The sequence below is a fragment of the Chryseobacterium sp. SG20098 genome, from assembly GCF_031844745.1.
Classification (GTDB): domain Bacteria; phylum Bacteroidota; class Bacteroidia; order Flavobacteriales; family Weeksellaceae; genus Chryseobacterium; species Chryseobacterium cucumeris.
This window is the reverse complement of the sequence record NZ_CP134622.1, coordinates 845,150-871,094: the sequence shown is the minus strand read 5'-3', so window position 1 is coordinate 871,094 and position 25,945 is coordinate 845,150. Positions and strand designations below refer to the sequence as shown.

The 25,945-nt window shown below is 38.4% G+C and carries 22 protein-coding genes; 3 read left to right on the top strand and 19 right to left on the bottom strand.

The genetic code is table 11. The features are described from left to right. Positions 1-151 precede the first annotated feature (151 nt). From RHP76_RS03920 to RHP76_RS03845, 16 genes are all read right to left on the bottom strand, one after another. Positions 152-1,828, bottom strand: coding sequence for an NADPH-dependent assimilatory sulfite reductase hemoprotein subunit (locus RHP76_RS03920; protein WP_311229540.1), 1,677 nt, complete (start codon positions 1,826-1,828; stop codon positions 152-154). Between the two features lie 31 nt (positions 1,829-1,859). After that, on the bottom strand, positions 1,860-3,572 hold the full coding sequence (locus tag RHP76_RS03915; RefSeq protein ID WP_311229539.1) for a diflavin oxidoreductase: 1,713 nt from the start codon (positions 3,570-3,572) through the stop codon (positions 1,860-1,862). Continuing rightward, positions 3,562-4,407 carry a uroporphyrinogen-III C-methyltransferase gene (gene cobA, locus RHP76_RS03910; RefSeq protein WP_311229538.1) on the bottom strand — a complete coding sequence of 282 codons (846 nt, stop codon included), beginning with the start codon at positions 4,405-4,407 and terminating at the stop codon, positions 3,562-3,564. The genes RHP76_RS03915 and cobA overlap by 11 nt, the downstream gene beginning before the upstream one ends. Positions 4,408-4,430: 23 nt before the next feature. Then, positions 4,431-5,342: a cysteine synthase A gene (cysK, locus tag RHP76_RS03905; protein WP_311229537.1), complete on the bottom strand. Its 912-nt coding sequence runs from the start codon at positions 5,340-5,342 to the stop codon at positions 4,431-4,433. A 27-nt stretch (positions 5,343-5,369) separates the two neighbouring features. Then, positions 5,370-6,200, bottom strand: a complete 831-nt coding sequence (gene epsC, locus RHP76_RS03900) for a serine O-acetyltransferase EpsC (protein WP_288441900.1) — start codon at positions 6,198-6,200, stop codon at positions 5,370-5,372. Between the two features lie 5 nt (positions 6,201-6,205). Further along, positions 6,206-7,444 (bottom strand): sulfate adenylyltransferase subunit CysN, encoded by a 1,239-nt coding sequence (locus RHP76_RS03895; protein ID WP_311229536.1) that lies wholly within the window; start codon positions 7,442-7,444, stop codon positions 6,206-6,208. 94 nt (positions 7,445-7,538) lie between these two features. Beyond that, the gene (gene cysD / locus RHP76_RS03890) at positions 7,539-8,447 is read right to left on the bottom strand and encodes a sulfate adenylyltransferase subunit CysD (protein WP_311229535.1); all 909 of its coding nucleotides are present in this window, start codon (positions 8,445-8,447) and stop codon (positions 7,539-7,541) included. Between the two features lie 12 nt (positions 8,448-8,459). Then, positions 8,460-9,173, bottom strand: a complete 714-nt coding sequence (locus RHP76_RS03885; RefSeq protein WP_216444566.1) for a phosphoadenylyl-sulfate reductase — start codon at positions 9,171-9,173, stop codon at positions 8,460-8,462. A gap of 83 nt (positions 9,174-9,256) precedes the next feature. Beyond that, positions 9,257-9,673, bottom strand: coding sequence for an RrF2 family transcriptional regulator (locus RHP76_RS03880; RefSeq protein WP_062669451.1), 417 nt, complete (start codon positions 9,671-9,673; stop codon positions 9,257-9,259). A gap of 292 nt (positions 9,674-9,965) precedes the next feature. Further along, positions 9,966-10,460: a GNAT family N-acetyltransferase gene (locus RHP76_RS03875; protein ID WP_311229534.1), complete on the bottom strand. Its 495-nt coding sequence runs from the start codon at positions 10,458-10,460 to the stop codon at positions 9,966-9,968. Between the two features lie 113 nt (positions 10,461-10,573). Further along, entirely contained in the window at positions 10,574-12,718 is a 2,145-nt protein-coding gene (locus RHP76_RS03870) for a zinc-dependent metalloprotease (RefSeq protein WP_311229533.1), read from the bottom strand. A gap of 81 nt (positions 12,719-12,799) precedes the next feature. Beyond that, on the bottom strand, positions 12,800-14,065 hold the full coding sequence (locus RHP76_RS03865; RefSeq protein WP_120231164.1) for an NAD(P)/FAD-dependent oxidoreductase: 1,266 nt from the start codon (positions 14,063-14,065) through the stop codon (positions 12,800-12,802). Positions 14,066-14,073: 8 nt separating this feature from the next. Continuing rightward, a complete protein-coding gene (locus RHP76_RS03860) occupies positions 14,074-15,072 on the bottom strand; it encodes a 4-hydroxyproline epimerase (protein ID WP_062669459.1) in 999 nt (332 codons plus the stop codon). After that, positions 15,069-16,559, bottom strand: coding sequence for an aldehyde dehydrogenase (NADP(+)) (locus RHP76_RS03855; RefSeq protein ID WP_311229532.1), 1,491 nt, complete (start codon positions 16,557-16,559; stop codon positions 15,069-15,071). Before RHP76_RS03855 ends, RHP76_RS03860 begins: the two co-directional genes overlap by 4 nt. Then, positions 16,556-17,479 carry a dihydrodipicolinate synthase family protein gene (locus RHP76_RS03850; RefSeq protein WP_216444572.1) on the bottom strand — a complete coding sequence of 308 codons (924 nt, stop codon included), beginning with the start codon at positions 17,477-17,479 and terminating at the stop codon, positions 16,556-16,558. Before RHP76_RS03850 ends, RHP76_RS03855 begins: the two co-directional genes overlap by 4 nt. Before the next feature lie 92 nt (positions 17,480-17,571). Next, a complete protein-coding gene (locus RHP76_RS03845) occupies positions 17,572-18,456 on the bottom strand; it encodes an AraC family transcriptional regulator (protein ID WP_228432499.1) in 885 nt (294 codons plus the stop codon). A gap of 187 nt (positions 18,457-18,643) precedes the next feature. On the opposite strand from RHP76_RS03845, the gene RHP76_RS03840 reads away from it, so the two are divergent. Together RHP76_RS03840 and RHP76_RS03835 are read left to right on the top strand one after the other, a co-directional pair. Then, the gene (locus RHP76_RS03840) at positions 18,644-20,032 is read left to right on the top strand and encodes an aminopeptidase P family protein (protein ID WP_123279769.1); all 1,389 of its coding nucleotides are present in this window, start codon (positions 18,644-18,646) and stop codon (positions 20,030-20,032) included. A gap of 20 nt (positions 20,033-20,052) precedes the next feature. Further along, entirely contained in the window at positions 20,053-22,224 is a 2,172-nt protein-coding gene (locus RHP76_RS03835; RefSeq protein ID WP_311229531.1) for a S9 family peptidase, read from the top strand. Positions 22,225-22,298: 74 nt separating this feature from the next. Here the strand turns inward: RHP76_RS03835 and RHP76_RS03830 are convergent, their stop codons facing one another. Both RHP76_RS03830 and RHP76_RS03825 read right to left on the bottom strand, forming a co-directional pair. Beyond that, positions 22,299-23,282, bottom strand: a complete 984-nt coding sequence (locus RHP76_RS03830) for a hypothetical protein (protein ID WP_311229530.1) — start codon at positions 23,280-23,282, stop codon at positions 22,299-22,301. A 17-nt stretch (positions 23,283-23,299) separates the two neighbouring features. Beyond that, a complete protein-coding gene (locus tag RHP76_RS03825; protein ID WP_288441916.1) occupies positions 23,300-24,223 on the bottom strand; it encodes a hypothetical protein in 924 nt (307 codons plus the stop codon). A gap of 493 nt (positions 24,224-24,716) precedes the next feature. Here RHP76_RS03825 and RHP76_RS03820 point away from each other — a divergent pair, with 493 nt between their 5' ends. After that, entirely contained in the window at positions 24,717-25,214 is a 498-nt protein-coding gene (locus tag RHP76_RS03820) for a DNA-3-methyladenine glycosylase (RefSeq protein ID WP_311230252.1), read from the top strand. A 3-nt stretch (positions 25,215-25,217) separates the two neighbouring features. On the opposite strand, the gene mug is transcribed toward RHP76_RS03820, so the two are convergent. After that, entirely contained in the window at positions 25,218-25,721 is a 504-nt protein-coding gene (gene mug / locus RHP76_RS03815) for a G/U mismatch-specific DNA glycosylase (RefSeq protein WP_062669477.1), read from the bottom strand. Between the last annotated feature and the right edge of the window lie 224 nt (positions 25,722-25,945).

Below are 25,945 nucleotides of genomic sequence, written 5' to 3'. Positions count from 1 at the left end.
TTAAGTGGTGAACTAAGATGCCTTACTATTTCAAACAGCTTTGTTTGTATTGTTATTTGAGAATCAACAACACATACACATTCGTCCGCTTAAATGAAGAGGTTGAGTTTTTTTGTTTTTTTTCAGATCATAATGAAAATTAGTCATATAATTAATTTAAGGTATGTAAGTAACGGTATGAAAAATCACCAAATGTTTCCTCTGCAAGTCTTTTCTGTACGTAAATCGCGAAAAGTTCATCCAGAGTGGTCAGAATTTCTTCTTCACCAATATTTTCTTTAAATTTTGTATTCAGTCGCATTCCTAAGCGGTCTCCCCCAATGTGAAGATTATATTTCCCATAAGCTGTACCTACAAATCCGATTTCAGCATTGGGAGATCTTCCACAGCCATTGGGACAACCTGTCATACGGATCGTGATATCTTCTTCCAACAAACCATATTTTTCAAGGATAGGTTCTATTTTGGTGACCAGGGAAGGCAGATAACGTTGGGCCTCCGCCAGAGCCAGTGAACAGGTGTTCAAGGCTACGCATGCAACAGAGTTTTTACGTAAAGCACTTGCTCTGTCGGTATATTCTGAAATTCCGTGCTCTTTTAAAATACCTTCGATTTCAGGCTTATCTTCTTCATCAATATCAGCAAGAATAAGGTTTTGGTTGCAGGTAAAACGGAAATTGGCTTTCCCTGTCTGTGCAATTTTTAATAGTCCCGATTTTAAAGGATATCCTTCAATATCAAGGATTCTTCCATGCTCTACAAATACGGTGTAAAACCACTTTCCTTCATGATTCTGTATCCAGCCGTAACGGTCTTTTCTTTGTGTAAACTTAAATTCGCGGGCCGGCTCAAAACTGAAGCCTACTCTCTTTTCTACTTCAGCTCTGTATTGATCGATACCTAATTTATCAATAGTGTATTTTAATCTTGATAATTTCCGGTCGCTTCTGTTACCAAAGTCTCTTTGTACCGTGATAATTTCGTACACGGCTTTCAATACTTTTTCCTCGGTATCCACAAATCCAAGGATAGAAGCAAGACGGGCATACGTGGCTTCATTTCCGTGGGTGGCACCTAATCCCCCTCCGGCAGCAATATTGTAACCTACGATTTTATTATTTTCGATAATCGCGATTAAAGCAATATCATTGATGAATACATCCACATCGTTATTGGGAGGAACGGCTATTCCAATTTTCAGTTTTCTTGGAAGATATCTGTCCTGATACAAAGGATCTTCCTCTGCTTTACGGTCTACCAGAAGTTCATCATCAATCCAGATATCATAATAAGCTTTGGTTTTCGGAAGACACATTTCGCTGATTTTTCCTGCCAGTTCGTAAGCTTCCTGCTGTAAAGGGGATTCCGAAGGATTGGCTGTACAGGTTACGTTTCTGTTGACATCTCCACAAGCGGCAATTGAATCCAGATGCTGAAGATTGAAACTTTGAATGGTAGGTCTTAAATGAGATTTTAAAATACCATGCAGCTGAATAGTTTGCCTGGTAGTCACTTTTATCGTTCCCGTAGAATGATCTTCAGCCGTTTCATTCAATCCTATCCATTGCTCCGGAGTTAAAAAACCACCGGGAAGTCTTAACCTGATCATATAAGAATACAGCCATTCCAGTTTTTTGGAGACACGCTCTTCCCTGCGGTCTCTGTCATCCTGCTGGTACATTCCATGAAATTTGATCACAGTCTGGTCATCTTCTCTGATGGCTCCGGTGAAGTTATCTGCAAGACTTTCCTTTAAAGTTCCTCTGAGTCCGTTACTGCCGGTTTTAATTTTTTCTACCGGTGAAAGGTTCTCTTTATTGTTGTTCATAATTGTTTCCTTTAATTTTTACGACTACTTTTTAATACACATCTTTAGCATATCTGCCGCTCAGTTCCATTTCTTCCAGGTAGGTTACAGCATCTTCTTTGCTGCGTTTTCCTTCAGTCTGGATAATGGTGAGAAGCGTTTGTTCTACATCACGGGCCATTGGTTCTTTAGCACCGCATACATACACCGATGCTCCGCCTTCAAGCCAGTAAAAAACTTCCTGGGCTTTTTGTTCCAACCTGTGCTGAACATATACTTTTTCAGCTGTATCTCTTGAAAAAGCGAGGTCTAAATGGGTCAGACTGCCTGTTTTGAGAAAATCCTGCAGCTCTGCCTGGTAAAGGAAATCGGATACAAAATTCCTGTCTCCGAAAAACAGCCAGTTTCTTCCTTCTGCACCTGTGGCATCACGCTCCCAAAGGAATGACCTGAAGGGCGCAATCCCTGTTCCCGGACCAATCATGATGATATCTTTATCCGCTTCCGGTAATTTGAAATGACCTGCTTCCTGAATATAAAATTCCAACTCTTCTCCTTCTTTAAATTCACTCAGAAAGCCACTGCATAACCCATTATGTTTCTGATGGTCAATAAAGAATTCTGATTTAGCAACCGTAATATGAATTTCCGTATCACCATGAGCTTCCACAGAGGAAGAAATGGAATACAGACGTGGTGCCTGAGCGGTTAATATCTGTAAGATTTCTTCAAATTCGTCTGCATTTTTTACAGGATAAATTCTAAGAAGATCAAGAAGACTTAATCTGACTTCCGGAATGGAATGCCCTGTTATTTTTGCATATTGAGCCACTACAGATTTAAGTAAATAGCTGATGTTAAGATGCTTGAGTAGAAGTTCTTCCACAGTGTCTGTAACTTTTGCTGTTTCAACCTGTTTTTTAGGATTAATTCCTGTGAGTGTAATAATCTCATCTACAACCTCTTTTGAATTGAAAGGGATCACTCCCAAAGCTGCACCTGGTTGATAACTAAGCGCTTCTTCTGTTTCAATTTCAATATGATAGGTTTCTTTTTCTGAGGTAATATCGTTCAGATTGATAATGGCTGAAACTTTCCCCTGATATCTTTTTCTTCCGGCGGAAACTTTTGGGGCTGAAATATTTTTTGTACTCTGCCCCGCATTTTTATTAACTGTTTCAAATACATGCTCTATCCAGTGGGAAGCTTCCTGTTCGTAATCAATGTCACACTTTTTCAATGGAATAATACGCTGGGCACCTAATATTTCAAAGCGTGAATCCACATCTTCTCCAGTCTGGCAGAACAGAGGGTAACTACTGTCTCCCAATGCCAGAACTCCGTATTTAAGTCCGTTGAGATCAATTTCATTTTCATAGATATAATCGTAGAATTTTTTAGCAAGAGCAGGCGGTTCACCTTCTCCCTGAGTACTGATGACGACAAAAAAGAACTCTTCTTTGGCAAGATCTTTAGGCTTGTATTGGGAAAGGTCAGCCAGCTTTACCTGAAGCCCTTTTTTCTTTACGATGCCTGCCAGTGCAGTGGCCAGTTTTTTGCTGTTTCCGGTTTCTGTACCGTAAGCCAGCGTTATTTTCTTTACAGGATTCTGTGTAGTAGTATTCGTTTCCAGTGGTGGCAGAACGGCTGTAATTGATGACCCTCCGGCAATACCCGCAAGATATCCGCTTGCCCAGATGGCTTCGTCTCTGGATAAGTCTCCGGAGATTTGTTTTAATACATTTAATTTAGATTCAGACAGCATATTCAAAGAAATTTTGAGTAGTAGGGATTAGACTTCCGTTTTCTACTGATTTAAAATAAAGACCTTCCTGCTCGGCATTTTCAAGCCATGAAAATTCTTCATGCAGATTGACGATTTTGCCAACCACAACCAAAGAAGGGGAAGCAAAGTTTTTGTCTCCGAATTTTTTGTTAAAATCATCAAATGATGACGTGTACACCTTCTGAAAAGGCGTTGTTGCCTGTTCAATGACTGCAATTTTTTTATCACCTGAAATCTGAAGTGCTTTCAGCTTTTCCACAAGAGGAGTAAGATTTCCTTTAGACATATAGAAAACAAGGGTATCATTGGTGAGAGCAAGTTCTTTCCAATACTCTTCACTTACAATCTCTGATTTATAGTATGTCAGAAAACGAACGGATGTGGAATATCCTCTGGCCGTTAAAGGCATCCCTGCAAATGCTACCGCACCTAAAGCGGCTGTAATTCCCGGAATGATTTCGTAAGGAATATGATTTTCTTTTAAAGCCTGTAACTCATCAAGAATATTCGAGAATATGGAAACATCCCCTCCTTTTAGTCTTGCGATGGTTTTATTCTGGCGGGCATATTCCACCATTAAAGTATTGATATGAGACTGAGGGGTGGAAGCATTTTTGCTGCATTCTTTCCCTACATAAATAATTTCTGTGTCTTTATTGACGTAGGTTTCCAGAATCTCAGGACTTACAAGACGATCGCATAAAACAACGTCTGCTTCTGCGATTGCTTTTACAGCTTTTACAGTGATCAGTTCAGGGTTGCCGGGCCCTGCACCGATAAGGAAGACCTTTGGTGATTTTATATTTGTTTTCATTGAAGTAGTTGTTAATTAAGGAATTAGAAAAGTCCTTCTACCGACAGATATCTCTCTCCGGTATCGTAATTAATTGTCAGGATTTTAGCGTTAGGTGGTATTTCCGGTAAATGTTTGGCGATGGCTGCTAAAGCGGCTCCTGTGGAAACTCCGACAAAAAGACCTTCTTTTTTAGCTGCGTTAAGGGCATATTCATAAGCTTCTTCTTTGCCTACTGTAATCACTCCATCTAAAAGGGTAATATCCAGAATGGAAGGAACAAAACCTGCTCCCAATCCCTGCAATGGATGTGGTGCCGGGTTTCCTCCGCTTAAAACAGGAGATAATTCCGGTTCTACGGCGAAAACTTTTACGTTTGGATATTTTTTTTTGACCACTTTTGCAATTCCGGTGATATGACCTCCGGTTCCTACTCCGGTAATGATATAGTCCAGACCATCCGGGAAATCTTTTAAAATTTCCTGAGCAGTCGTCTCAACATGAACTTTTACATTGGCAGGATTGTCAAACTGTCTGGGAATCCATGAGTTGGGCGTTTCTTCAGCAAGCTCATTTGCTTTTTCGATAGCCCCTTTCATTCCCTTTTCTCTTGGGGTAAGCACAAATTCTGCTCCGTACGCTTCCATGATTTTACGGCGTTCTATACTCATGCTTTCAGGCATAACAAGGATTAGTTTGTATCCTTTCACGGCAGCAGCCAAAGCGAGTCCTATCCCTGTATTTCCGCTGGTAGGCTCTATGATAACGCTGTCTTTATTTAAAAATCCTTTGGCTTCTGCATCTTCAATCATCGCCAGTCCGATTCTGTCTTTAATGCTTCCGCCAGGATTGTTTTTTTCAAGTTTGATCCAGACTTCATGATCTGAACCGAAGAGTTTGTTGATTTTCACGACGGGTGTATTCCCAATCGTTTCTAATGCATTCTGAAATTTCATATCAATGTACTTTTTATTTTTGTTTTTTTAGATCACAAAGGTTAATGATTCCGGTAATGAAGAATTATCCTTTATTTTTATTTCACTTTTGTGGTAGACCAGAGAGTTGGCAGGAACATCCTGTGTAACCCAGACATTTCCTCCGATAATACTTTCTCTGCCTATTGTAGTTTCGCCTCCCAGAATAGTAGCTCCCGAATAGATAATCACATCATCTTCAATATTGGGGTGTCTTTTCTGATGGGCTTTTTCTTTGGAAACATTCAAAGCTCCGAGGGTTACTCCCTGATAGATTTTGACATTATTTCCGATAACCGTTGTTTCTCCGATCACAATTCCCGTTCCGTGATCAATAAAAAAAGACTTTCCAATGGTAGCTCCCGGATGAATATCAATTCCGGTTTTGCTGTGGGCATATTCTGAGATGACCCTTGGTAAAATTTTCACTTTCTGACTCCAGAGCTGATGCGAGATACGATAGACATACGTGGCAAAAAAGCCGGGATATGCCAGGTATACTTCTTCCAGTGAGTCAGCAGCAGGATCAAATTCCAGAATGGATTTTGCATCCAGCACCAGCTGATCATAAATTTCTGGTAAAGCTTCAAAAAACCGATTAACCTGTTTTTCAGTAAGGGTTTTATCTCCTGTTACCGTATTGATAAGTTCTGAAAGTGTTTCCTGCAGTGCCTCAAAATTTCTTTTCAGCTCATCTTCAGTATTGTCATGCTGAGGAAGGAAAAGTGTTTCATGCAAATCCTTCACCCACTTTTTAGTCTTTATTTTATCAAAGAATCCATGAATACTGTTTTGCTTAGTCTGATGAATTCTCTCTGTTAATTGATCGGAAATTGCCATTTTTTCTATTGAATTATACAGGCTGCTACCGTTGAATTGGACGTTTCATCCACCAGAATGGCAGAGCCCGTTGTTTTGTTATTGGTAAAGCTGTCATAGACCAAAGGCTGTGCCGTTCGCAGGGTAACTTTCACAATTTCATTCAGTTTAATCTCTCCATCGGCCTGTTCCCTGATAAGAGTATTCACATTGATCTTGTAATCAACCTCTTTTACTACTGCTTTTATCAGTCTGCTGTTTTGCTGCAAAAGGTATTTGTTTCCTGGCTGCAGCGGTTTCTGATCCAGCCAGCATAAAAGAATTTCAAGATCTTTTTCAACGGCCGGAATATGTTCTTCCGTGGCAAAAATATCTCCACGGCTGATATCAACGTCATGAGCAAGATGAATAACGGCTGGCTGGCCTTCAAAGGCTTCTTCTTTTTCAATGCCATTGATCTCAATTTTGGTGATTTCAGTGGCCAGGCTTGCAGGAAGTATATGGATTTTGTCTCCTTTGGTGAACTTTCCGCTTAATATTTGTCCGGCATATCCTCTGTAATCATGCAATTCTTCAGTCTGAGGACGAATCACGTACTGAACCTGAAAACGGCTTCCGTTATTTTTTTCTTCATTGATCGTTACTTCTTCAAGATATTCCAGTAAAGAATTTCCTTCATACCAGTCTGTTCTGGAAGATTTTGAAACAATATTATCTCCTTTTAATGCAGAGATCGGGAAATAACTTACATCATTCAGTCCAAGATTTTCAGCAATTTTCGAATATTCTGATTTTATGTTTTCAAAAACTTCTTCGGAATAATCCACCATATCCATTTTATTGATGGCTACAGCAACTTTCTTTAATTGTAATAAAGAGGCGATGATGGAATGCCTTCTGGTTTGTTCAATCACGCCTTTTCGTGCATCAATCAGAATAACCATCAGATCTGAGTTGGATGCTCCGGTGATCATATTCCGGGTATATTGTACATGACCGGGAGCATCGGCGATGATAAATTTTCTTTTTGCCGTTGAAAAATAGCGGTAGGCAACATCAATGGTGATTCCCTGTTCTCTTTCTGCACGCAGACCATCTGTTAAAAGAGCAAGGTCTACTCCGTCTTCATTTTTGTTTTTAGAATGTTTTTCAAGGACTTCCAACTGGTCCTGCAAAATACTTTTGCTATCGTAAAGCAGTCTGCCGATAAGGGTACTTTTACCGTCATCCACGCTTCCTGCTGTTATAAATCTTAATATATCCATCCGATTGTAATTATAAATGATAAGTGATAAATTATGAATGATAATTGATGAAAATACTTTGTGTAATCATTAATCAATTATCTTTTATCATTGACTAAAAATAGCCTCCTTTTTTTCTGTCCTCCATAGCGGCTTCTGTTACCCTGTCATCAATTCTGGTTTCGCCACGCTCTGAGATTCTTGTAGCTACGATTTCTTCGATAACGGCATCTATCGTAACAGCATTAGATTCCACAGCTGCAGTACAGGTCATATCTCCTACGGTGCGGTAACGGATTTTCTTAGTAGTAATGACGTCTTCCGGTTCTAAAACCACATGGGAAGAATTGGCCAGCCACTGTCCGTTGAAATCGATTACTTCTCTTTCATGCGAAAAATAGATGGAAGGAAGTGCAATTTTTTCTCTTCGGATATAATTCCAGATGTCAAGCTCTGTCCAGTTGCTGATAGGGAAAACCCTTACATTTTCTCCTTTGTGAATCTTTCCGTTAAAAATGTTCCAAAGTTCAGGACGCTGAAGTTTAGGATCCCACTGCCCAAATTCATCACGAACGGAGAAGATCCTTTCTTTGGCCCGGGCTTTTTCCTCATCTCTTCTGGCTCCTCCTATGCAGGCATCGAATTCAAATTCTTCAATAGTATCAAGAAGAGTGTAGGTTTGCAGCCAGTTTCTGCTCGGGAATTTACCTTTAGCCTCAGTCAGTTTTTTACTTTTTATCGTGTCTTCCACTTTCCTAACGACCAGATTCACATCTAGCTGTTCCACCAGCTGATCACGGAAATCCAAAACCTCCTGAAAGTTGTGCCCCGTATCTACATGAACAAATGTAAACGGAATTTTTCCGTGGAAGAAGGCCTTTCTTGCCAGATGCGCCAGTACGATACTGTCTTTTCCTCCACTGAATAACAACGCCGGACGTTCAAACTGGCCTGCGACTTCTCTTAATATATAAATAGATTCGGCTTCTAACTGATCTAAATAATTTAAACGATGTATTGACATTTTTTTCTTTTTTTATTGATGAATATGCAGACCGCATTCTTTTTTGTTGGCATCTTCCCACCACCAACGGCCTGCTCTGAAATCTTCTCCTTCTTTGATCGCTCTGGTACAGGGCTCACATCCTATGCTCACAAATCCTTTTTTATGAAGATGATTGTAAGGTAAATGATGATCTTTTACATACGTTGTCACCTGTTCTGTCGTCCAGTGAAGGATGGGATGAAATTTTATGATTCTGTTATCCGGATCCCATTCCAGCTGAGGCATATTCTGTCTGTTGGGAGAATGTTCGGATCTCAGACCTGTGATCCAGACTTCGTAGCCTTCCAGTGCTTTTCTTAAAGGATGAACCTTTCGGATGGTACAGCATGCTTTCCTTTTTTCTACAGATTGATAGAAGGAATCAGGGCCGTTTTCTGTGACAAATTCTCTGAGCTCTTCCGTATCCGGATAATAAGCTTTGATGTTCTTTTTAAAGAAAGCCTTGGTGGAAGTCCAGGTTTCATAAGTCTGTTCAAAAAGTCTTCCCGTATCCAGGGTGAAAATTTCAATATTTAAATCTTTAATCAGATGAGTGATGACCTGATCCTCGTAACTGAAACTGGTTGAAAAGATCACTTTACCCGGGAATCTTTCAGTCAGTATTTGCAGTGCATTAGTTTGAAAAGAAGCTTCATCAGCCTCTTTCACAAGATTTTCGAATTCATTTTTTAGACTGTTTTCCATTTTGAATTGAGATTTAAGTCTTGCAAATATATATAAAATTATATAACTCCTATCAAGATAGTAGAATTTAAATAAAAAAAATTTTATTCTTTATTGATGAACTTGGTTAAGGTAGCTTCCATCATGCTTTTTCTGGTCTTTTCACGAACGATCATAAGTTCTTTCCTCAGATAGCATACTGCTTCGTCTACACAATCATCACATGCTTCGTAAAAATTTAAAGAAACGCATGGTGTAAGAGCGATCGGGCCGTCAAAGATTCGGTAAATGTCTGCTAATGAGACCTCATCGGGTGATTTTAAAAGATAATACCCGCCTACTTTGCCTTGCTTGCTGTTAACGAGTTTGGCTCTTTTTAGTTCGAGAAGAATCTGTTCCAGAAATTTCTTGGGAATGTTTTCGTCCTGTGCAATAACGGAAGTTGGCAGAAAGCCCTGGTTATAATTCCTTGCTAATCTGACCATTGCTTTAAGCGCATATTTGCAACGTTTCGACATCATAATTTCTGCAAGTTATGATAAATTATCTGATAAATGAAATGTTTTTATAGCTGAAAACTTTGTATTTTAGCCACAAAAGATAAAAACACTTAAGTTGATTTTAAGTACAGATAAACTGCTGAGAAGTTCACTTAAGTTTAAAAATCGAAGATTTCATAATACACAAACATCTGTGTAAATCCGTGAAATCTGTGGGAAAAGCTAACCACCCCGTCAAAAATTCTTTGAGTTTTTGCCACCCCTCCACAAGAAGGGAATTCTAAGCCCTCCGTTTGTAATATGAGCCATAAGTTTACTCTTTCTGTAAAACAAAGTACGCCAGTTCCCTATCCTCCCGTTTTAGATTTTCAACTCTTTTAAAGCCGCTTTTCAAAAGTACTTTTTGGGACCCGATATTATCAAGATCAGTTACTGCTACGATATCTTTCTGATGATTTATTGATAAACAGTGGTCAACAAGTGTTTTACAGACTTCCGTTCCGAGACCTTTATCCCAGTATTTTTCATCTAAAGTATAGCCTATTTCCATCTGATCTGGATTGTCGAGAAAGATTCTGGCAAGGCACATTCCAACAAAATCATTGTTCTGGGCTTGGAAAATTCCCCATCTGCTGAATGGTCCCTTTTCATAATCTGCCAATGCTTTGTCAAACATTTCTTTATATTCTTCCGGGGTTTTGTAGGGCAGATATCGGGTTACATTTTCATTTTCAAAAAGAGTGGAAAATAATGAAAATTCTTCAGGGGTAAATTCACGGATAATGATCCTGTCGTTTTTATAATGCATTGAATATTGTTATCAAAGAATAAAATTACATAAATAAATGAAGAACTGCTCATAAACAGGATAAAAAATTGGGCTTACAATGAAGCCCAATCAACTGTATATGAATAGTAATACTATTTTTTAATGAATTTCTGAGAAGTTTTCCCTAAAGAGGTTTCAATATCAATCAAATAAGTTCCGCTTAGGAAGTGTTTAACGTCAACCTTATCACCAATAACTTTAGCATTCATTTTTCTTCCAAACATGTCGTAGACAGAAATTGATTTGATTTCCCCCTTTGTTTTAATTGTCAAAACATCAGAAACCGGATTTGGATAGATAGATGTTTCTGTGTTTGTTGTATCAACATCTGCAGTGGATAATAGTGTACAAGGTGTTGTAATACTTCCATTTGGTTGTGTATTATATGCAAACTCAGTGACAGAATAATTTGAACCATTTGCCCCCACAATCACTTTGAAATAACCGTTAATGCTGTAGCCATCGAATTGATTTCTAAAACCAACATAAGCTGTTTTTCCGGACCAGGTAGTATAGGTAGGAGTATACACATCCAGTTGTCCGGGAGTCCAAGTTGGATACCCTATATTATTTGCATTCGTTATGGTGGTGCAAGCCGGAATTAAACTGATATTTCGTGTTCCTGTTTCACAAACCAATCCTTTCCAATAGGTTTCCAACTTTAATTGATTGGCAGCATAGTACCAAGCGCCATATCCCGCATCATCACTAAGTTCCGGGTTAATGATAAAATATTTCCAAGGTGCTCCGGGGTTGGTTGTTACTGTTGTTGCTGTTGGGTTGGCATAGCTTTCTAATGGAGTCCCGGTAACTATTTTATAAGGATCTTTATAAGAAAAAGTTAATGCTAAAGCTGTGGTTGATCCTAGTGAAGTTGTGCCTCCTGTTATAGCTGGATTCAGGAATGTAATTGAAGAATTCAGGACCTGACTTTTGGGATGACTGGTTGCAGCACCATTTATGGTAAGTGCAGCAGTTGTTGGGCTTGTAACTACTATAGTTGCTGCTAGTCCTGCTGGTAATGAAGAAGTGAAATGTGTTCCTGCTGTAAGAGTTGTTCCATTTGGTACGGCAAATGTTGCTGAATTTAATGTAATTGTTGATGTAGGAGCAGAGGCTACTGTTCCATCTAATGATACCCTACCGTTATTGTCTAAGTTCTCTGTAAATGTACTGTTGCTAAGGGTCAGCCTAGGTGGCGTATTAGCAACTCCGGTTGCAGCTAAGTTGGCAGGCTGCCATAAATTTATTCTTGAAGGATGGTTTAATGCTGCCAGCATTCTGTTAACCTGTCCATTGGTAAACATTTTATAACAGCCGGCAGAACCATTGTATCCCATATAGTTTTCAACGTTTACTTTTTGTCCAAGACAATTGTTACCAGAGTTACATCCCAATCCGGAAGAAGTATTTTCTACAGGGGTGTCTGCAACTCCATCCCCATCATTACCTGGATTTGCAGTTGAACACAGAACATTGAAGGTGTGCTGAAGATTTAGCCAATGCCCGAATTCATGAGTGAATGTATCAGAAAACTCGTTTGAAGCTACTGTTCCTGCAGCATTAAATATATAACGTCCATTATAAACAACTCTGGCTGTATTTACTGAAGTCATGTATGAATCCGGATACCAGGCAACTCCTGATTGATATAAATCCTTATTGGCATATAGGTCATTTTGGATATACACATTCATATACTTTGTATTATCCCAAGCATCGGAGCCAATTTCTGCATCATATCCGCCTCCATTGCCATATCCGCCTTTGAAAGGGTGAAACACCACTCCACTTGTTGCTTTTCCGGTTGGATCAATTTTAGCTAATCGAAATTCAATACTTAATGCTCCTCTGATAGATTGGAAATCAGGATCAACGGTATTTGAATCCGTGTTGATTCCATTGAAATTTAAGTTGATTTGTTGCAGTAAGTCAACTACTTTTTGGTAATTTACTTTTACATTACTTTGAGATTCTCCATACACATGAAAAACCACAGGGATGATGTAGGTTGGATTGCTGGCCCTATTATTCAATGAATTTTTGTCTGATCCCATTTTTTTTACGAAATCTTGAGTGTATTTCTCAAAATTTTCATATTCAGCCTTAGATTCAGGGTGCAGTTCAAAATGTTTTTTCATCATTTCATCTGCTTTACACTCACGAGGTCTGTTTTCCTGAGCAAAACCTATTACTGGAAATAGGGAAACAATTAGTAGTAATTTAAATTTTTTCATAAATTTTGGATTTGGTTGTTAATAAATTATTTAAGTAATCAAATTGTTTTAGCTTTAATTTGGTGTGTTATGTGATGTTTTTTAACTAAATCTATCAGGGTTGAATATTTCTATATCAACCGTTGGCTTTTCGTCATTGGCAAGTTCTGAAACTGTTTTTCCAAAAATGGGTCCTAGGCTTAGTCCCATCATACCGCCGCCGCCTGCGATAATCAGGTTCTTCAATTGGGAAGACTGTCCTAAATACGGAAGGCCATCCGGGGCGCAGGGTCTGTATCCAAACCAGATTTCGGATTCTTTAGGGGATTCAACCTTAAAATCGGGTAAATATTTGGGGATGGATTGGATGATTCCTTCTACCCTTTTCATATTAATTTTATCCTGATGGGAAGCCAGCTCCATCGTTCCGCCGAAACGGATCTGTCCATTCATTGGAGTCACTGCTACTCTAGCTTCGAGTAATAAAGCGGCATGCTCTAATGTATTATGCGGATTTTCCGGTTGATGCATCAACGAATAACCTTTCCCGGGCATTAATTGTATTTTAATACCTGCTTTTTGTGCAAGTTCAGGTAAAAATGAACCTCCTGTCATGATAAACTGGTCAGCTGTAAATTCTTTACCATTGGCAATGACCGTTTTAATCGTATTTCCAAAAGTTTTAAAGCCCGTTACTTGATGATGAGTATGAAAAACGACACCTTTATTTTTAAGATAAGAGATCATTTGTTTCATCAGTTTCATGGGATTCATATGGCCGTCGCACTTATAATTAACCCCACCGGTTACATCCAGCCGGACATTGGGCTCCAGCTCCTGAATTTCTGATTGATCCAGAATATCAACAGATAATCCCATATTGATAGCTTTGTAAGCCAACTCTGTCTCTTCTTCTGCCACTTTCTCTGTTTTATAGAGCATTAGAATACCATTTTGATTCAGTTCAAAATCAAATCCGTCTTTTTGGGCAATTTCATCATACAATTTGCTGCTTGCCAGATTAAGATCCCGGATTGCAGCAGCAGAGTAATCAACATGTTTCTGGTTGGAATGTTTCAAAAACTTCAATCCCCAGGAAACCAGCCTGGAATTGAGTGAAGGTTTTACATAAAACGGACTTTTACTGTCAAACATCCAGCGTATTCCCTGAGCAACTACACCCGGTGCGGCCAACGGGGTAAAATGACTGGGCACAATCATTCCTGCATTTCCATAAGAACAGTTGTTGGTAAGGTCATTCTGTTCCAGAATTTCCACCTGCCATCCTTTCTGTAAAAGATAGTACGCTGAGCTTAATCCTGCTATTCCTGCACCGATAATCAGTGCTTTTCCTTTATTCTGTGTCATATGCTAGTTTACATCACCTGAAAACCCTGCCAATAAGGATCTTCATCATCAATAATAATATGATTATATCCGGTAATTCTTGCCCAGCCTTCTACTGACGGAATAATGGCTGGTCTCCCATCTAAAGTAGCAGTCTCTTCAATTCTCCCGATAAACTGGGAACCGATATAGCTTTCATGAATAAATTCTTCCCCTTGCTTCAGTTTTCCCTTAGCATACCATTGGGCCATTCTTGCTGAAGTTCCCGTACCACATGGCGAACGGTCTAAAGCATTTTCACCCACCAATACTGCATTTCTTCCGCTGGCTTTAGGATCTTTAGGTTTCCCCGTCCACTGAATGTGGCTTAATCCTGTAATATGTTCAATTTCCGGATGGATGAATTCATATTTTTCATTGAGCAATTTTCTGATAATTTTTCCATAATGGATGAGCTGACTGGCCGTAAAATCAGAGATATCTCTGAAATTTTCCTGAGGATCTATAATAGCATAAAAGTTTCCGCCATAAGCGACATCAGCACTTATTAAGCCAAGATCCGGACATTCTACTTCCAGGTTTTCAGCGTAGAGGAAAGATTTTATATTCGTCAGCTTTACAGACTTTACTTTTTTCCCTTCCTGCATATAATCGATGAGAATAAGCCCTGCAGGGGTTTCAAGACGTAATTTTCCCGGAATTTTAGGTACAACAAGTCCTTCCTCAATAGCAATGGTAACTGTTCCAATGGTACCGTGTCCGCACATGGGAAGACATCCGCTGGTTTCAATATATAAAACTCCGATATCGTTATTTTCATCGACAGGAGGATACAGCATACTTCCGCTCATCATATCATGACCACGGGGTTCAAACATCAATCCTTTTCTTATCCAGTCATATTCTTTCATGAAGTGAAGCCTGCGTTCCATCATGGAATTTCCTTTTAAAATAGGTGCACCTCCTGCAACAAGACGTACAGGACATCCACAGGTGTGAGAATCTATACAAAAAAAAGTTCTGTTCATGTGGTCTGTAATTTTAAAGATTCTGAATTCATTACTCCATCCACCATTCTGCTGATTTGTAATGGATTGCCATTTTTAAGCTCATCGGGTAGAAATTCATCCGGCCAGTTCTGGAAAGAAACAGGACGAACGAACCGCTTTACAGCATCCGGCCCCACAGAGGTAAAACGGGAATCAGTAGTAGATGGAAACGGACCACCATGCTGCATGGCATATACAACTTCTACTCCTGTAGGCATTCCATTGAATAGTAGCCTTCCACATTTATCTTTGAGAATATTGATCAGTATTGGATTACTACGTACATCTTCATCGGTGGCTGCAATGGTAATGGTTAACTGTCCTTTTAGCTGCTGGGCAATCTTCATGATCTCTTCATCTGTTTCACACGCTACAACAATACCAAACGGGCCAAAGACTTCTTCACTCAAGACGGGATTATTCAGGAATGTTTTAGCATTTGTCTTTATCACTGAAGCACTTCCCTGATCATTTTCTGCGTCTGTATTTGATGAAGCAATTATTTCAATATCTGTCTGCTCTGTTGCAATATTTCTATTTTTTTCAAAACTTTCCAATATCCCCTTGTGAAGCATTGTAGCGGGAGCCACATTTTGAATTTCCTCTTTTAGAGCATTGATAAAGCGGTCAAGTGCCTTTCCTTTCAAAGCAATAAATACTCCAGGATTGGTGCAAAACTGTCCTGCTCCTAACGTTAAAGAAGTACTATATTCTTTTGCCAATGATTCTGCTTTGTTTTCAAGCAAGTTTTGAAAAGCAAATACAGGATTGATGCTTCCCATTTCTGCAAATACAGGAATAGGATTTTCACGGCTGTTAGCAATATCAAACAAAGCCTTCCCTCCATTGAAGGAACCGGTAAACGCAACTGCCCTGATGTCTTTATGCTGAGTTAAATAACCTCCGATCTCATAGGATGTTCCGGTAATATGACTAAAAACTCCTTCAGGCCATCCAAAGGCTTTAACAACGGCTGTTATAGCATCAGCCATCATTTGTGAAGTCTGAGGATGTGCCGGATGTGCTTTTATAATGACAGGACAACCCGCACCAATAGCACTGGCAGTATCTCCTCCTGCAGTAGAAAATGCAAAAGGAAAATTACTGGCTCCGAAAACAACGACAGGTCCGATGCCTACATTATATTTTCTGAGATCTCCTTTTTGTTTTTCAGGCTGGGCAAGATCAATTCGGGCTTCTGTATATATCCCGGAAGCAACAGCTTTTGCATAGCTTCTCCATTGTCCTACTGTTCTGGCTTTTTCGCCAATAAGTCTGGCTAATGGCAATGAAGTTTCCTGATGAGTAACTTCCAGAAGCTCAACTCCTAATACTTCGATTTGATCAGCGACAGCATTCATAAATTCAGCCCGTTCTATGACTGTAGTGTTTTTAAGAAACTGAAAGGCTTCAGCAGCCTTTTGGATTCTTCTATCAATATTTTGTGTTGATGTTTCTTCCATCATATTTGTTGTTCTGGAATTAATAATACGGGACGATTCGCTCTGCCTTCTTCAATGATTTTTTGAATTCTTTCAGCTTCCTCTCCATGAAGTTCAAGACGTGGGGCTCTCACATAAGGATTGCTTATCCCTTCTGCTGTTGCAGCCAGTTTAATATACTGAATAAGTTTAGGGTGAATATCGAGCTCCAGCAATGGCATAAACCATCTGTAAATTGCTACAGCTTTATCATATTCATTGGCTTTCACATAGTTGTACATTGCCATGGTTTCATTAGGAAACGCATCTACAAGACCTGCCACAAGACCGTCTGCTCCAAGCATCAGGGTTTCCAGACAAATCGTATCTACCCCGCCAAGAATTTTGATCCTTTTTCCAAAACGGTTGATCATTCTGGTTACGTTCGCCAGATCTCTTGTCGATTCTTTTACAGCCTGAATGGTCGGATATTCAATAAGCTCTTCAAACATTTCAAGGGTTACATATATACCATAATCAACAGGATTGTTATAAATAAGAATAGGAAGATCTGTAGCGGAAGCCACTGCTTTAAAGTATTCAACAACTTCATGGTTATCGGCTTTGTAGCGCATAGGTGGAAGCAACATAAGACCGTCTGCTCCTAGTTCTTTTGCTTTCTTGGCGAAGTTGATTGCATTTCTGGTAGTATTTTCGGAAAGATTAAGAATAACAGGAATTCTTCCCTGAGTTATCTTTTTGGCATATTTCAGCAGTTCAAATTTTTCTTCTGTTTCCAAAGCACTGGCTTCTCCTAATGTTCCTGCAAGGATAATCCCGTGAACTCCTGCTTCAATCTGGGCTTCTGTATTGGTGGCAAACATGTCAAAGTCTATCTCACCTTCTTTTGTAAAAGGCGTTAATACAGCGGGATAAATACCTTCCCAGTTTAGTTTTGTACTCATATCAAATAATATTTATCCAAAACTAGCAGAATTTTAAAACGGTAAATGTTAATATTTTAATAGGTTCTCACCGTATTTTAACATGTTGTTTTTTATTGCTCTATGGTGGCTTCTTTGTAGTGCTTCAGGTATTCTTTAGGAGAATATTTCATAATGGATTTGAAAACCCTGTTAAAATTGGTAAGGCTATTGAATCCACTATTAAATGCAACGGAAGAAATACTATACATATTACTGGCTGTCAATAGTCTGCAGGCCCGTTGTACACGAAGTTCATTTAGGTATTCAACATAAGTGATGCGGGTACGTTTTTTAAAAGACCGGCAAAATGCCTGAGGTGTCATACAGGCTTCTTTGGCAATAAGATCAAGGGTTAGTTTATGTTGGGCAAAATTTTTCTTGATAAAAGTCTGTGCATTTATAATTCTTTGATCTGTATCAGAAACAGGATTAGGCAGATTTTTTTCTGAGGATAAAGGAATATGCAAATGCCTGTTTTGCATAAGGTGGTTTAAAATCCTTATAAAATCAATAATTTGATCTACACCATTTGTTTTTTGCAGTGCAGCAATATCTCCTGCGATATTTTCTTTAAGTTTGGCTGCTACCTGGAAACCCACTTCTGAATGATTGATGAAGTTTTTAAGTTCTTCAAATTCCGGTAAGTCAAAAAATGCAGCAATCTTTTTATGAGGATCAAAGAAAATAGAAATAGCATGAACTTTCTGCTTTTCGTTTTTCTCAAAACTACCCCTGAAAACATGGGATTGATTAGCTCCGAGATAGAAAATATCACCCGCCTCGAAATTAAAGAGATTCTGTTCTATGGCCAGTGTTCCATGCCCTCTAAGAATCCACATGATCTGTGTTTCTGTATGACGATGGAAATAAGGATAGAAATTAGGCATTATATCTTCCTGAATGCGGATACTTTTATTGGTATCGGCAGGAACAGAAAACTGGAGACTCTTCATCATAATATGAAAGCTTTATCGGGTTATTAGATTAGCAAGGTTAAAATATTGCTGAAGTTAAGCAAAATATGAACATTAAATATCATATTAAAATCCAAATTTTACATATTCTTATTTTTAATGAATAAAGTACTATAAATAGTACAAAATCGTAACTTTAAACTTTTAAAATAAAAAGTATTCATAATATATGTTTTCAGCACAAACTTATCAAGACAGAAGGTCAGTATTACAAAGAAGTGTCTCTAACGGAATCTTATTATTTCTTGGAAATATAGAGAATCCTGTGAACTTTGAACATAATCCTTATTATTTCCGTCAGGACAGTACCTATTTATACTATTTTGGAATTCAGGAACCCCGCATTGCGGCTATTATCGATATTGATGAAAATAAGACCATTGTTTTCGGAGATGAACTAAGTATCGATGATATTGTATGGATGGGCAGGCAGGAAACCTTGAAAGAAAAAAGCCTGAAGTCCGGAGTACAGGAAACTTTACCTTATGCAGATCTTTTTCAATATATTGTAAAAGCAAAAGCTTCAGGAAGAAAAGTACATTATCTTCCTCCCTATCAGTCTTCCAATAAAATTGTACTGGGAGACCTTCTTGGGATTAAAATTGCAGAACTGCAACCATCTGTGGAAATGATTAAAGCCATTGTAAAACAGCGTTCCATCAAAGAGCCTCAGGAAATTATACAGATTGAACAGGCCGTGAATGTATCCAATGAAATGCATTTGCTGGCAATGCTTGCAACGAAGCCGGGAATGAAAGAATATGAAATTGCCAACGCGATCCAGTATCTTGCAGCGAATAAAGAATGTCAGATGTCTTATCCTCCTATTGTGACCATCAACGGAGGAATTCTGCATAACCATTATCGTCTTAATACCATGAAAGAAGGCGATCTTTTCCTGAATGATTCCGGAGCAGAAACCGCAATGGGATATGCGGGTGATCTTACCAGAACCTTTCCTGTAGGGAAAACTTTTACAACGAAGCAAAAGGAAATGTACGAAGTGGTTTTGAACGCTTTTAATCATGCTCAAAACCTTTTGAAACCGGGAATACGATTTAAAGATATTCACCTCAAAGCGGCACAACACCTGGTAGAAGGGCTTATCGATCTTGGATTGATGAAAGGAAACCCTGAAGATGCTGTAAAGAATCATGCTCATACCCTATTCTTTCAGTGTGGACTCGGGCATATGATGGGACTTGATGTACATGATATGGAAGATCTTGGAGAACAGTATATCGGTTATACAGAAGAAGAACCAAAAGATACCAAAACATTCGGACTGAAATCTTTACGCTTAGGGAAAGCTTTGGAATCCGGTTTTGTTGTAACTGTTGAACCAGGTATTTATATGATTCCGGAACTGATTGACATTTGGCAGGCTGAAAATAAAAACGTAGACTTTATTAATTATGATAAAGTAAATGAATACCGGAATTTCGGAGGAATCCGTGTGGAAGATGATTTCCTGATTACAGATAACGGATACAGACTTTTAGGTAACGGATTAATTAAAACCGTTGAAGAAATTGAAAATTACAGAGCTGAACATTGAGTTTAATTCAAATACGATCTATGAAGAATATAAAAAAACTAACAGCTATTGCCTTGTATTTCCTGTGCTTGTCACCATTCGCGGCACAGAAGACACAATGGACTCCAGATGGCAACGCTTATTATTCATTTACTAAAAAAGGAGTGGAAATTGTTGATCTATTGCATCCCGGAAAAGATCAGACGCTTTTAAACAGTAGTGAACTGATTCCTGCCGGAAGTTCTGAAGCCTTACAGGTACAGAGTTTTCAGGTATCTCCTGATGATAAAAGTTTATTGCTTTTTGCCAATACAAAGAAAGTATGGAGAGATAATACCCGAGGAGATTACTGGATTTTCGACAAAAATACCAAAAAGCTTACCCAATTGGGAAAAGGATTACCTGCTTCCTCACTGATGTTTGCAAAGTATTCTCCTGATGGCAAAAAAGTAGCTTATGTATCTAAGCATAATATTTATGTGGAAGATCTTGCCAGCAATAAGCAGACTAAAATCACTACAGATGGTACAGACGGAATGATCAATGGAACTTTTGACTGGGTATATGAAGAGGAATTCGGAACCCAGGATGGTTTCAGATGGTCCCCGGACGGCAGAAAAATTGCTTACTGGAAGCTGGATGCACGTGGTACGAAAAACTTTCTGATGATCAATAATACAGACAGTCTGTATTCTTTTACCGTTCCGGTAGAATATCCAAAGGTGGGAGAAGATCCTTCCGGATGCAGTATCTGGTTTTATGATCTTGCTTCCCAATCTTCAAAGAAAGCCGATATTGCAGGGGATGAGAAGCAAAACTATATTCCAAGAATGGAATGGGTGCTGGATTCTAAATCCATTATTCTGCAGCAACTGAACAGAAAGCAGAATCAAAGTAAAATTATCGTAGCAGATGCCAATTCCGGAAGCTGTAAGGTCATTCACACAGAAACCGATGCGGCATGGATTGATATAAAAACCCGATGGAATGACAACGATCCAAAAGGTTGGGACTGGATTGATAATGGTAAAGAATTTTTATGGCTTTCTGAGAAGGACGGATGGAGACATATTTATAAAATAGATATGAACGGTAAAGAGACCTTAATTACAAAAGATGCTTACGATGTAATTAAGCCAGAATTCTTTGATGTTAAGAACAACCAGATTTACTTTTTAGCTTCCCCGAATAATGCCACTCAGAAATACCTGTACAAAGTAACTATGAAAGGAGGAAAAGCCCAAAAAGTAACCCCTGAATCCTATACAGGCTCTAATACTTATACGATATCACCCAATGGAAAAATTGCCATGTTTACCAATAACAGTATCAATGCATTTTCCGCAGATGCAGTGATATCACTTCCGGAACATAAAGAATTGGTTGCTGCCAAGAGGTCTGCAAAAGCAGATCCTGCAAAATCTAAAACTGAATTTTTCCAGATTACTACCCAGGACGGTATTACATTAGATGGTTGGGTAGTAAAGCCTAAAAACTTTAATCCTAATAAAAAATACCCAATCGTTTTCTATGTATATGGGGAGCCTGCTCTGCAAACAGTCACAGATGATTTTTATACCGGCTGGAATTGGTTATATGCAGGAGATATGGCTGAAGACGGTTATTTATATGTTTCTCTTGAAAATCGGGGAACACCTTCTCCGAGAGGACGTGAGTGGAGAAAATCTGTCTATCGTAAAATAGGTCAGATGAATATCCGTGATCAGGCGATGGGAGCAAAAGCTTTATTTGCAAAATGGCCTTATATTGACACTTCAAGAGTTGCCGTATGGGGCTGGAGCGGCGGAGGCTCTTCTACCCTGAACCTTTTGGGGCAGTATCCTGACATTTACCAAACTGGAATCGCTATTGCACCGGTTGCCAACCAGTTATTCTATGACAATATCTATCAGGAACGTTATATGGGACTTCCACAGGAAAACAGAGAAGACTTTGTGAAAGGCTCACCATTGTTTTATGCTAAAAACTTAAAAGGAAATCTTCTGTTGGTTCATGGAACAGGTGATGACAATGTACATTACCAAAATACGGAAGTTTATATTAACGAACTGGTAAAATACAACAAACAATTTCAGCTGATGTCTTATCCTAACCGTAGCCACGCTATTAATGAAGGTGAAGGAACCTTGCTGCATCTGACAACTATGTTTACCAAGTATTTAAAAGAACACTGCCCTCCGGGAGCAAGATAAAAATATACAAAAACCTGCAATATTGCAGGTTTTTGTATTTAAAGAGTATTTGTTATTAAACCTGGTATTGTAAACTACGATTTAGTAATGATGATATAGTAACTTGTGTCACCACCAGTTGGTATATTGAGAAAACATTCATCGTGGGTTAACTGATTGGGTTCTCCACTGACATATTGAAGGAAAAGTGCCACTTTCTGATTGGGTACTATTGTTTGTAATGTATGCATTAAGATCTGAGCATTTGAAAATGAATAAGCTGTATTTGTTGCATTTCCAGAATCATCCCTGCCTGCGGTAATAATTCCTCTTGAAACAGAATTAGAAGTATAAGTACTGCCGGATGCTGTGGCAAAAACGGTATTTATATTGATCTGTCCGGAGAAACTATAATTTTGAGTGTTATTATATCTGTTGCAACGTACTGATCCCCAGGATTCAAAAGAATATACGCCAGGCTCAGGAATTACAATATATTTAACATTACTTACCGACTGACCATTCACTGTTGCTGAAGTATCTGTACCAAAAGTAAATCCTGCGCTATTGCCTTTTAGTCCGGCATCATTAATAATAGGAATATTGATATATTGATTGGGGTCATATAGCGAAAATCCTCCGGTGTTGTTAGAAAGTGAATAGGTGGCAGGATATTTAGAAAGTTGCTGATAATACAAATATTTAACAGTAACTGGCATTATTGCACTATTTCCGGAGGCATCCACGCCTAATTTATTGAAAGGAGGAGTATAAGCCGGTGATGAAAGTCCAGGTAAATTTTCATGCCTTATATTAAGTACTCCGGCAGAGTTTACATGTAATAGGGCTGTGGGCGTGGATGTCCCTATATTAATTCCCACATTTCCGGTATTGATTACTTTCATAAGTTCTGAAGATGAGGAGTCATTAATTTCCAAAGCTTTAGTTGTGCTAGTATTGTTTTTAGATACAACATCAAGAGTGGCGCTCGGTGTAGCTGTATTGAATCCTATATTTCTGCTTTGAGCAAATAAAAAGAAGGAAACAAATGTAAAGGGTATAAAGAATATTTTGTTCATTACCGTTTTATTTGCAGTTATAACTTAGAAATAATGAATGTTACTTTTTTATCAGCAGCCCCTGAAAGAGAACATGCATTTGTGTTGAACTGATCACCTGTTCCCCAGTTAGTAAATAAAGCAACTTTCTGATTGGCTGTTGTAGTTGCTATAATAGAAAATATGCTATTTTGTGAGGGATAATCATATTGCCCTGGGCTGCTTAAATTACCTGTACTGTCACGTAGAGGAAATAGATTGGAGCGTATACTGGTCTGTTCGTTATAAGTAGTACTTCCTGCAGATGCCAGATAAATGCTGCTGGCTACACCTATAAAATTGTTCCCTCCACTACTACCGGAAATAGCACCTGTACAATTTATATAATACTTTAAATTTAGCTTGTACACGCCAGGATCAGGAATGGTAATGTAAATTACATTGGTTGCCGGATTACTTCCTCCGGAGATCCTGTTTAGCGTTGCAGATGTATCAGTCCCCAATGTTACATTTAGTGAATTACTGGCAATACCGGTAGCCTGGAAAGGTAGACTATAGAAAATACTATTATTGTAAAGAGAAAATGCTGAAGTAGTCTGAGAGTTATCGATAGTAATGTATGAATAAAGTACAGCAGGTACATAGGTACCTACATATCCATTGGCATCTACTGCAATAGGGGTTACACCGGATGCTAATTGGGGAAGATTTTCGTAGCGGATACTTCCTTTGGTATGCAGCTTTGCAGTAGGAATAGGTGCGTTTATTCCCACATTTCCATTATCAAGAACTGTCATCATTTCCGTTCCTGTGGAATTGCTTATTTCTAATGCTTTTGTAGTATTGGTATTGCCTTTTGAGACAATATCCAGTGCTGCAGATGGGGATGGCTGATTAATGCCTACCTGGGAATGGCTTAATGCAAAAGTAAGCACAAAAGCCTGTAATAATATTTTTTTCATCGTGTGTTATTTGATGACAAATCTGCATCAAAAATCAAAATATATCAAATAAATATATACAACATAAATACATCACGTATACAGCGCAAATTTCGCATTTAAATTTAAACAATTCATTTTCAGTTATTTAATTATTTTATTGCTACATCAAAATAGATTTGTTTACTTTTATTTAGATATTGAAAACGTGAGCTTTAAAAATTATTATCATACATATTACGTATGAATACTCTTCTTTTAACAATATAAATATTAAAAACAAAAGCGTATTGAAAAATTACTGCGCTTTACATATTTATTATTTATTAAAATAAACTCATCTTCCTGAATTTCATTTAAGATAAATTATCATTATTTTTGAATTGATAATTCTAATATCACGGATTTGAAACTACCACGCTCCTATTACTCCAATCAAGATGTTCTTTTTCTGGCTCAGGATCTTTTGGGAAAAGTACTTTTTACCAAAATCAATGGTTAAACAACAGCCGGAATTATTGTAGAAACAGAAGCCTACTTTGGCGTTAAGGATAAAGCTTCCCATGCCTATGGAGGCAGACGTACAGACCGTACAGAAACATTATACAGTCATGGCGGTGTATCTTATGTGTATCTATGTTATGGGATTCATCATCTTTTCAATGTGGTGACTTCAGTGCAGGATGATCCTCATGCCGTTCTTGTGAGGGCTATAGAACCTTTAATTGGAAAAGAAATTATGGAACTCAGAAGGAATATGTCAGCTTCTAAACCTTCTATTTCTGCAGGTCCGGGATCAGCAGCGAAAGCATTAGGAATTGACCGGACATTCAATAAAAAAGATCTGGATGGACATGAGATCTGGATTGAAGACCATGGGATTTCATATCCTCAGTCTGAAATCATTGCAGGTCCTCGTATTGGTGTTGCCTATGCACAGGAAGATGCGCTTTTACCCTGGCGTTTTTTTGTGAAAGGAAATAAATATGTGAGCAAACCCAATAAAGTATAAATATCAGGATTCATGAACCGAATGATAAAACTCTTTATAATACATCACCAGACTGTCAAGAGAGAACCCCCGGTTCAGCCCACTTGTATTGGGCAAAACCCAGACTTTTGCCCCACAAAAATCTTCTGACTGCTCTCCCCAAAGAATTTCTTTTTTCTTAGAAAATGCCTTGTAAGCTGCTTTACCGAGAAAAGCAATATATTTCGGCTGGTACTTTGTTATTTTCAGTTTAAAACTTTCAAGAGATTCATCAAATTCCTCCTTTGAAAGTTCATCTGCACGAGAGGTTGCTCTGGCCACAGCTGTGGTTAGTCCATATCCAAAATCAAGAAGAGAAGTATCATTCACCGCTTCTATTTCATAGGATGTAAACCCTGCCTGATGCAGTACTTTCCAAAAACGATTACTCCTTCCTGAAAAATGGTGACCGTCATTGGATGATTTTAAGCCAGGATTAATTCCACAAAAAATAATGTTGAGATGCGTTGAAATAATGTCTGTCAGCATAATGATATTAAGTTACTTCGAGGTATAAAGGTATCACTTATTTGTGTTATCCAATTCCATTATATTATATGAAACGGTTCATCTTCGGTAAAATACATTCTATCTCTGTTTTTTACCGGATCACATAGTTTGTAGGGCTGACTATAAATTGGTAATGATAATTTTGTACCATAAAAGCAATGAATTTTCTTTAAAAGATTTTCATTCTCAATATCATTTCATTA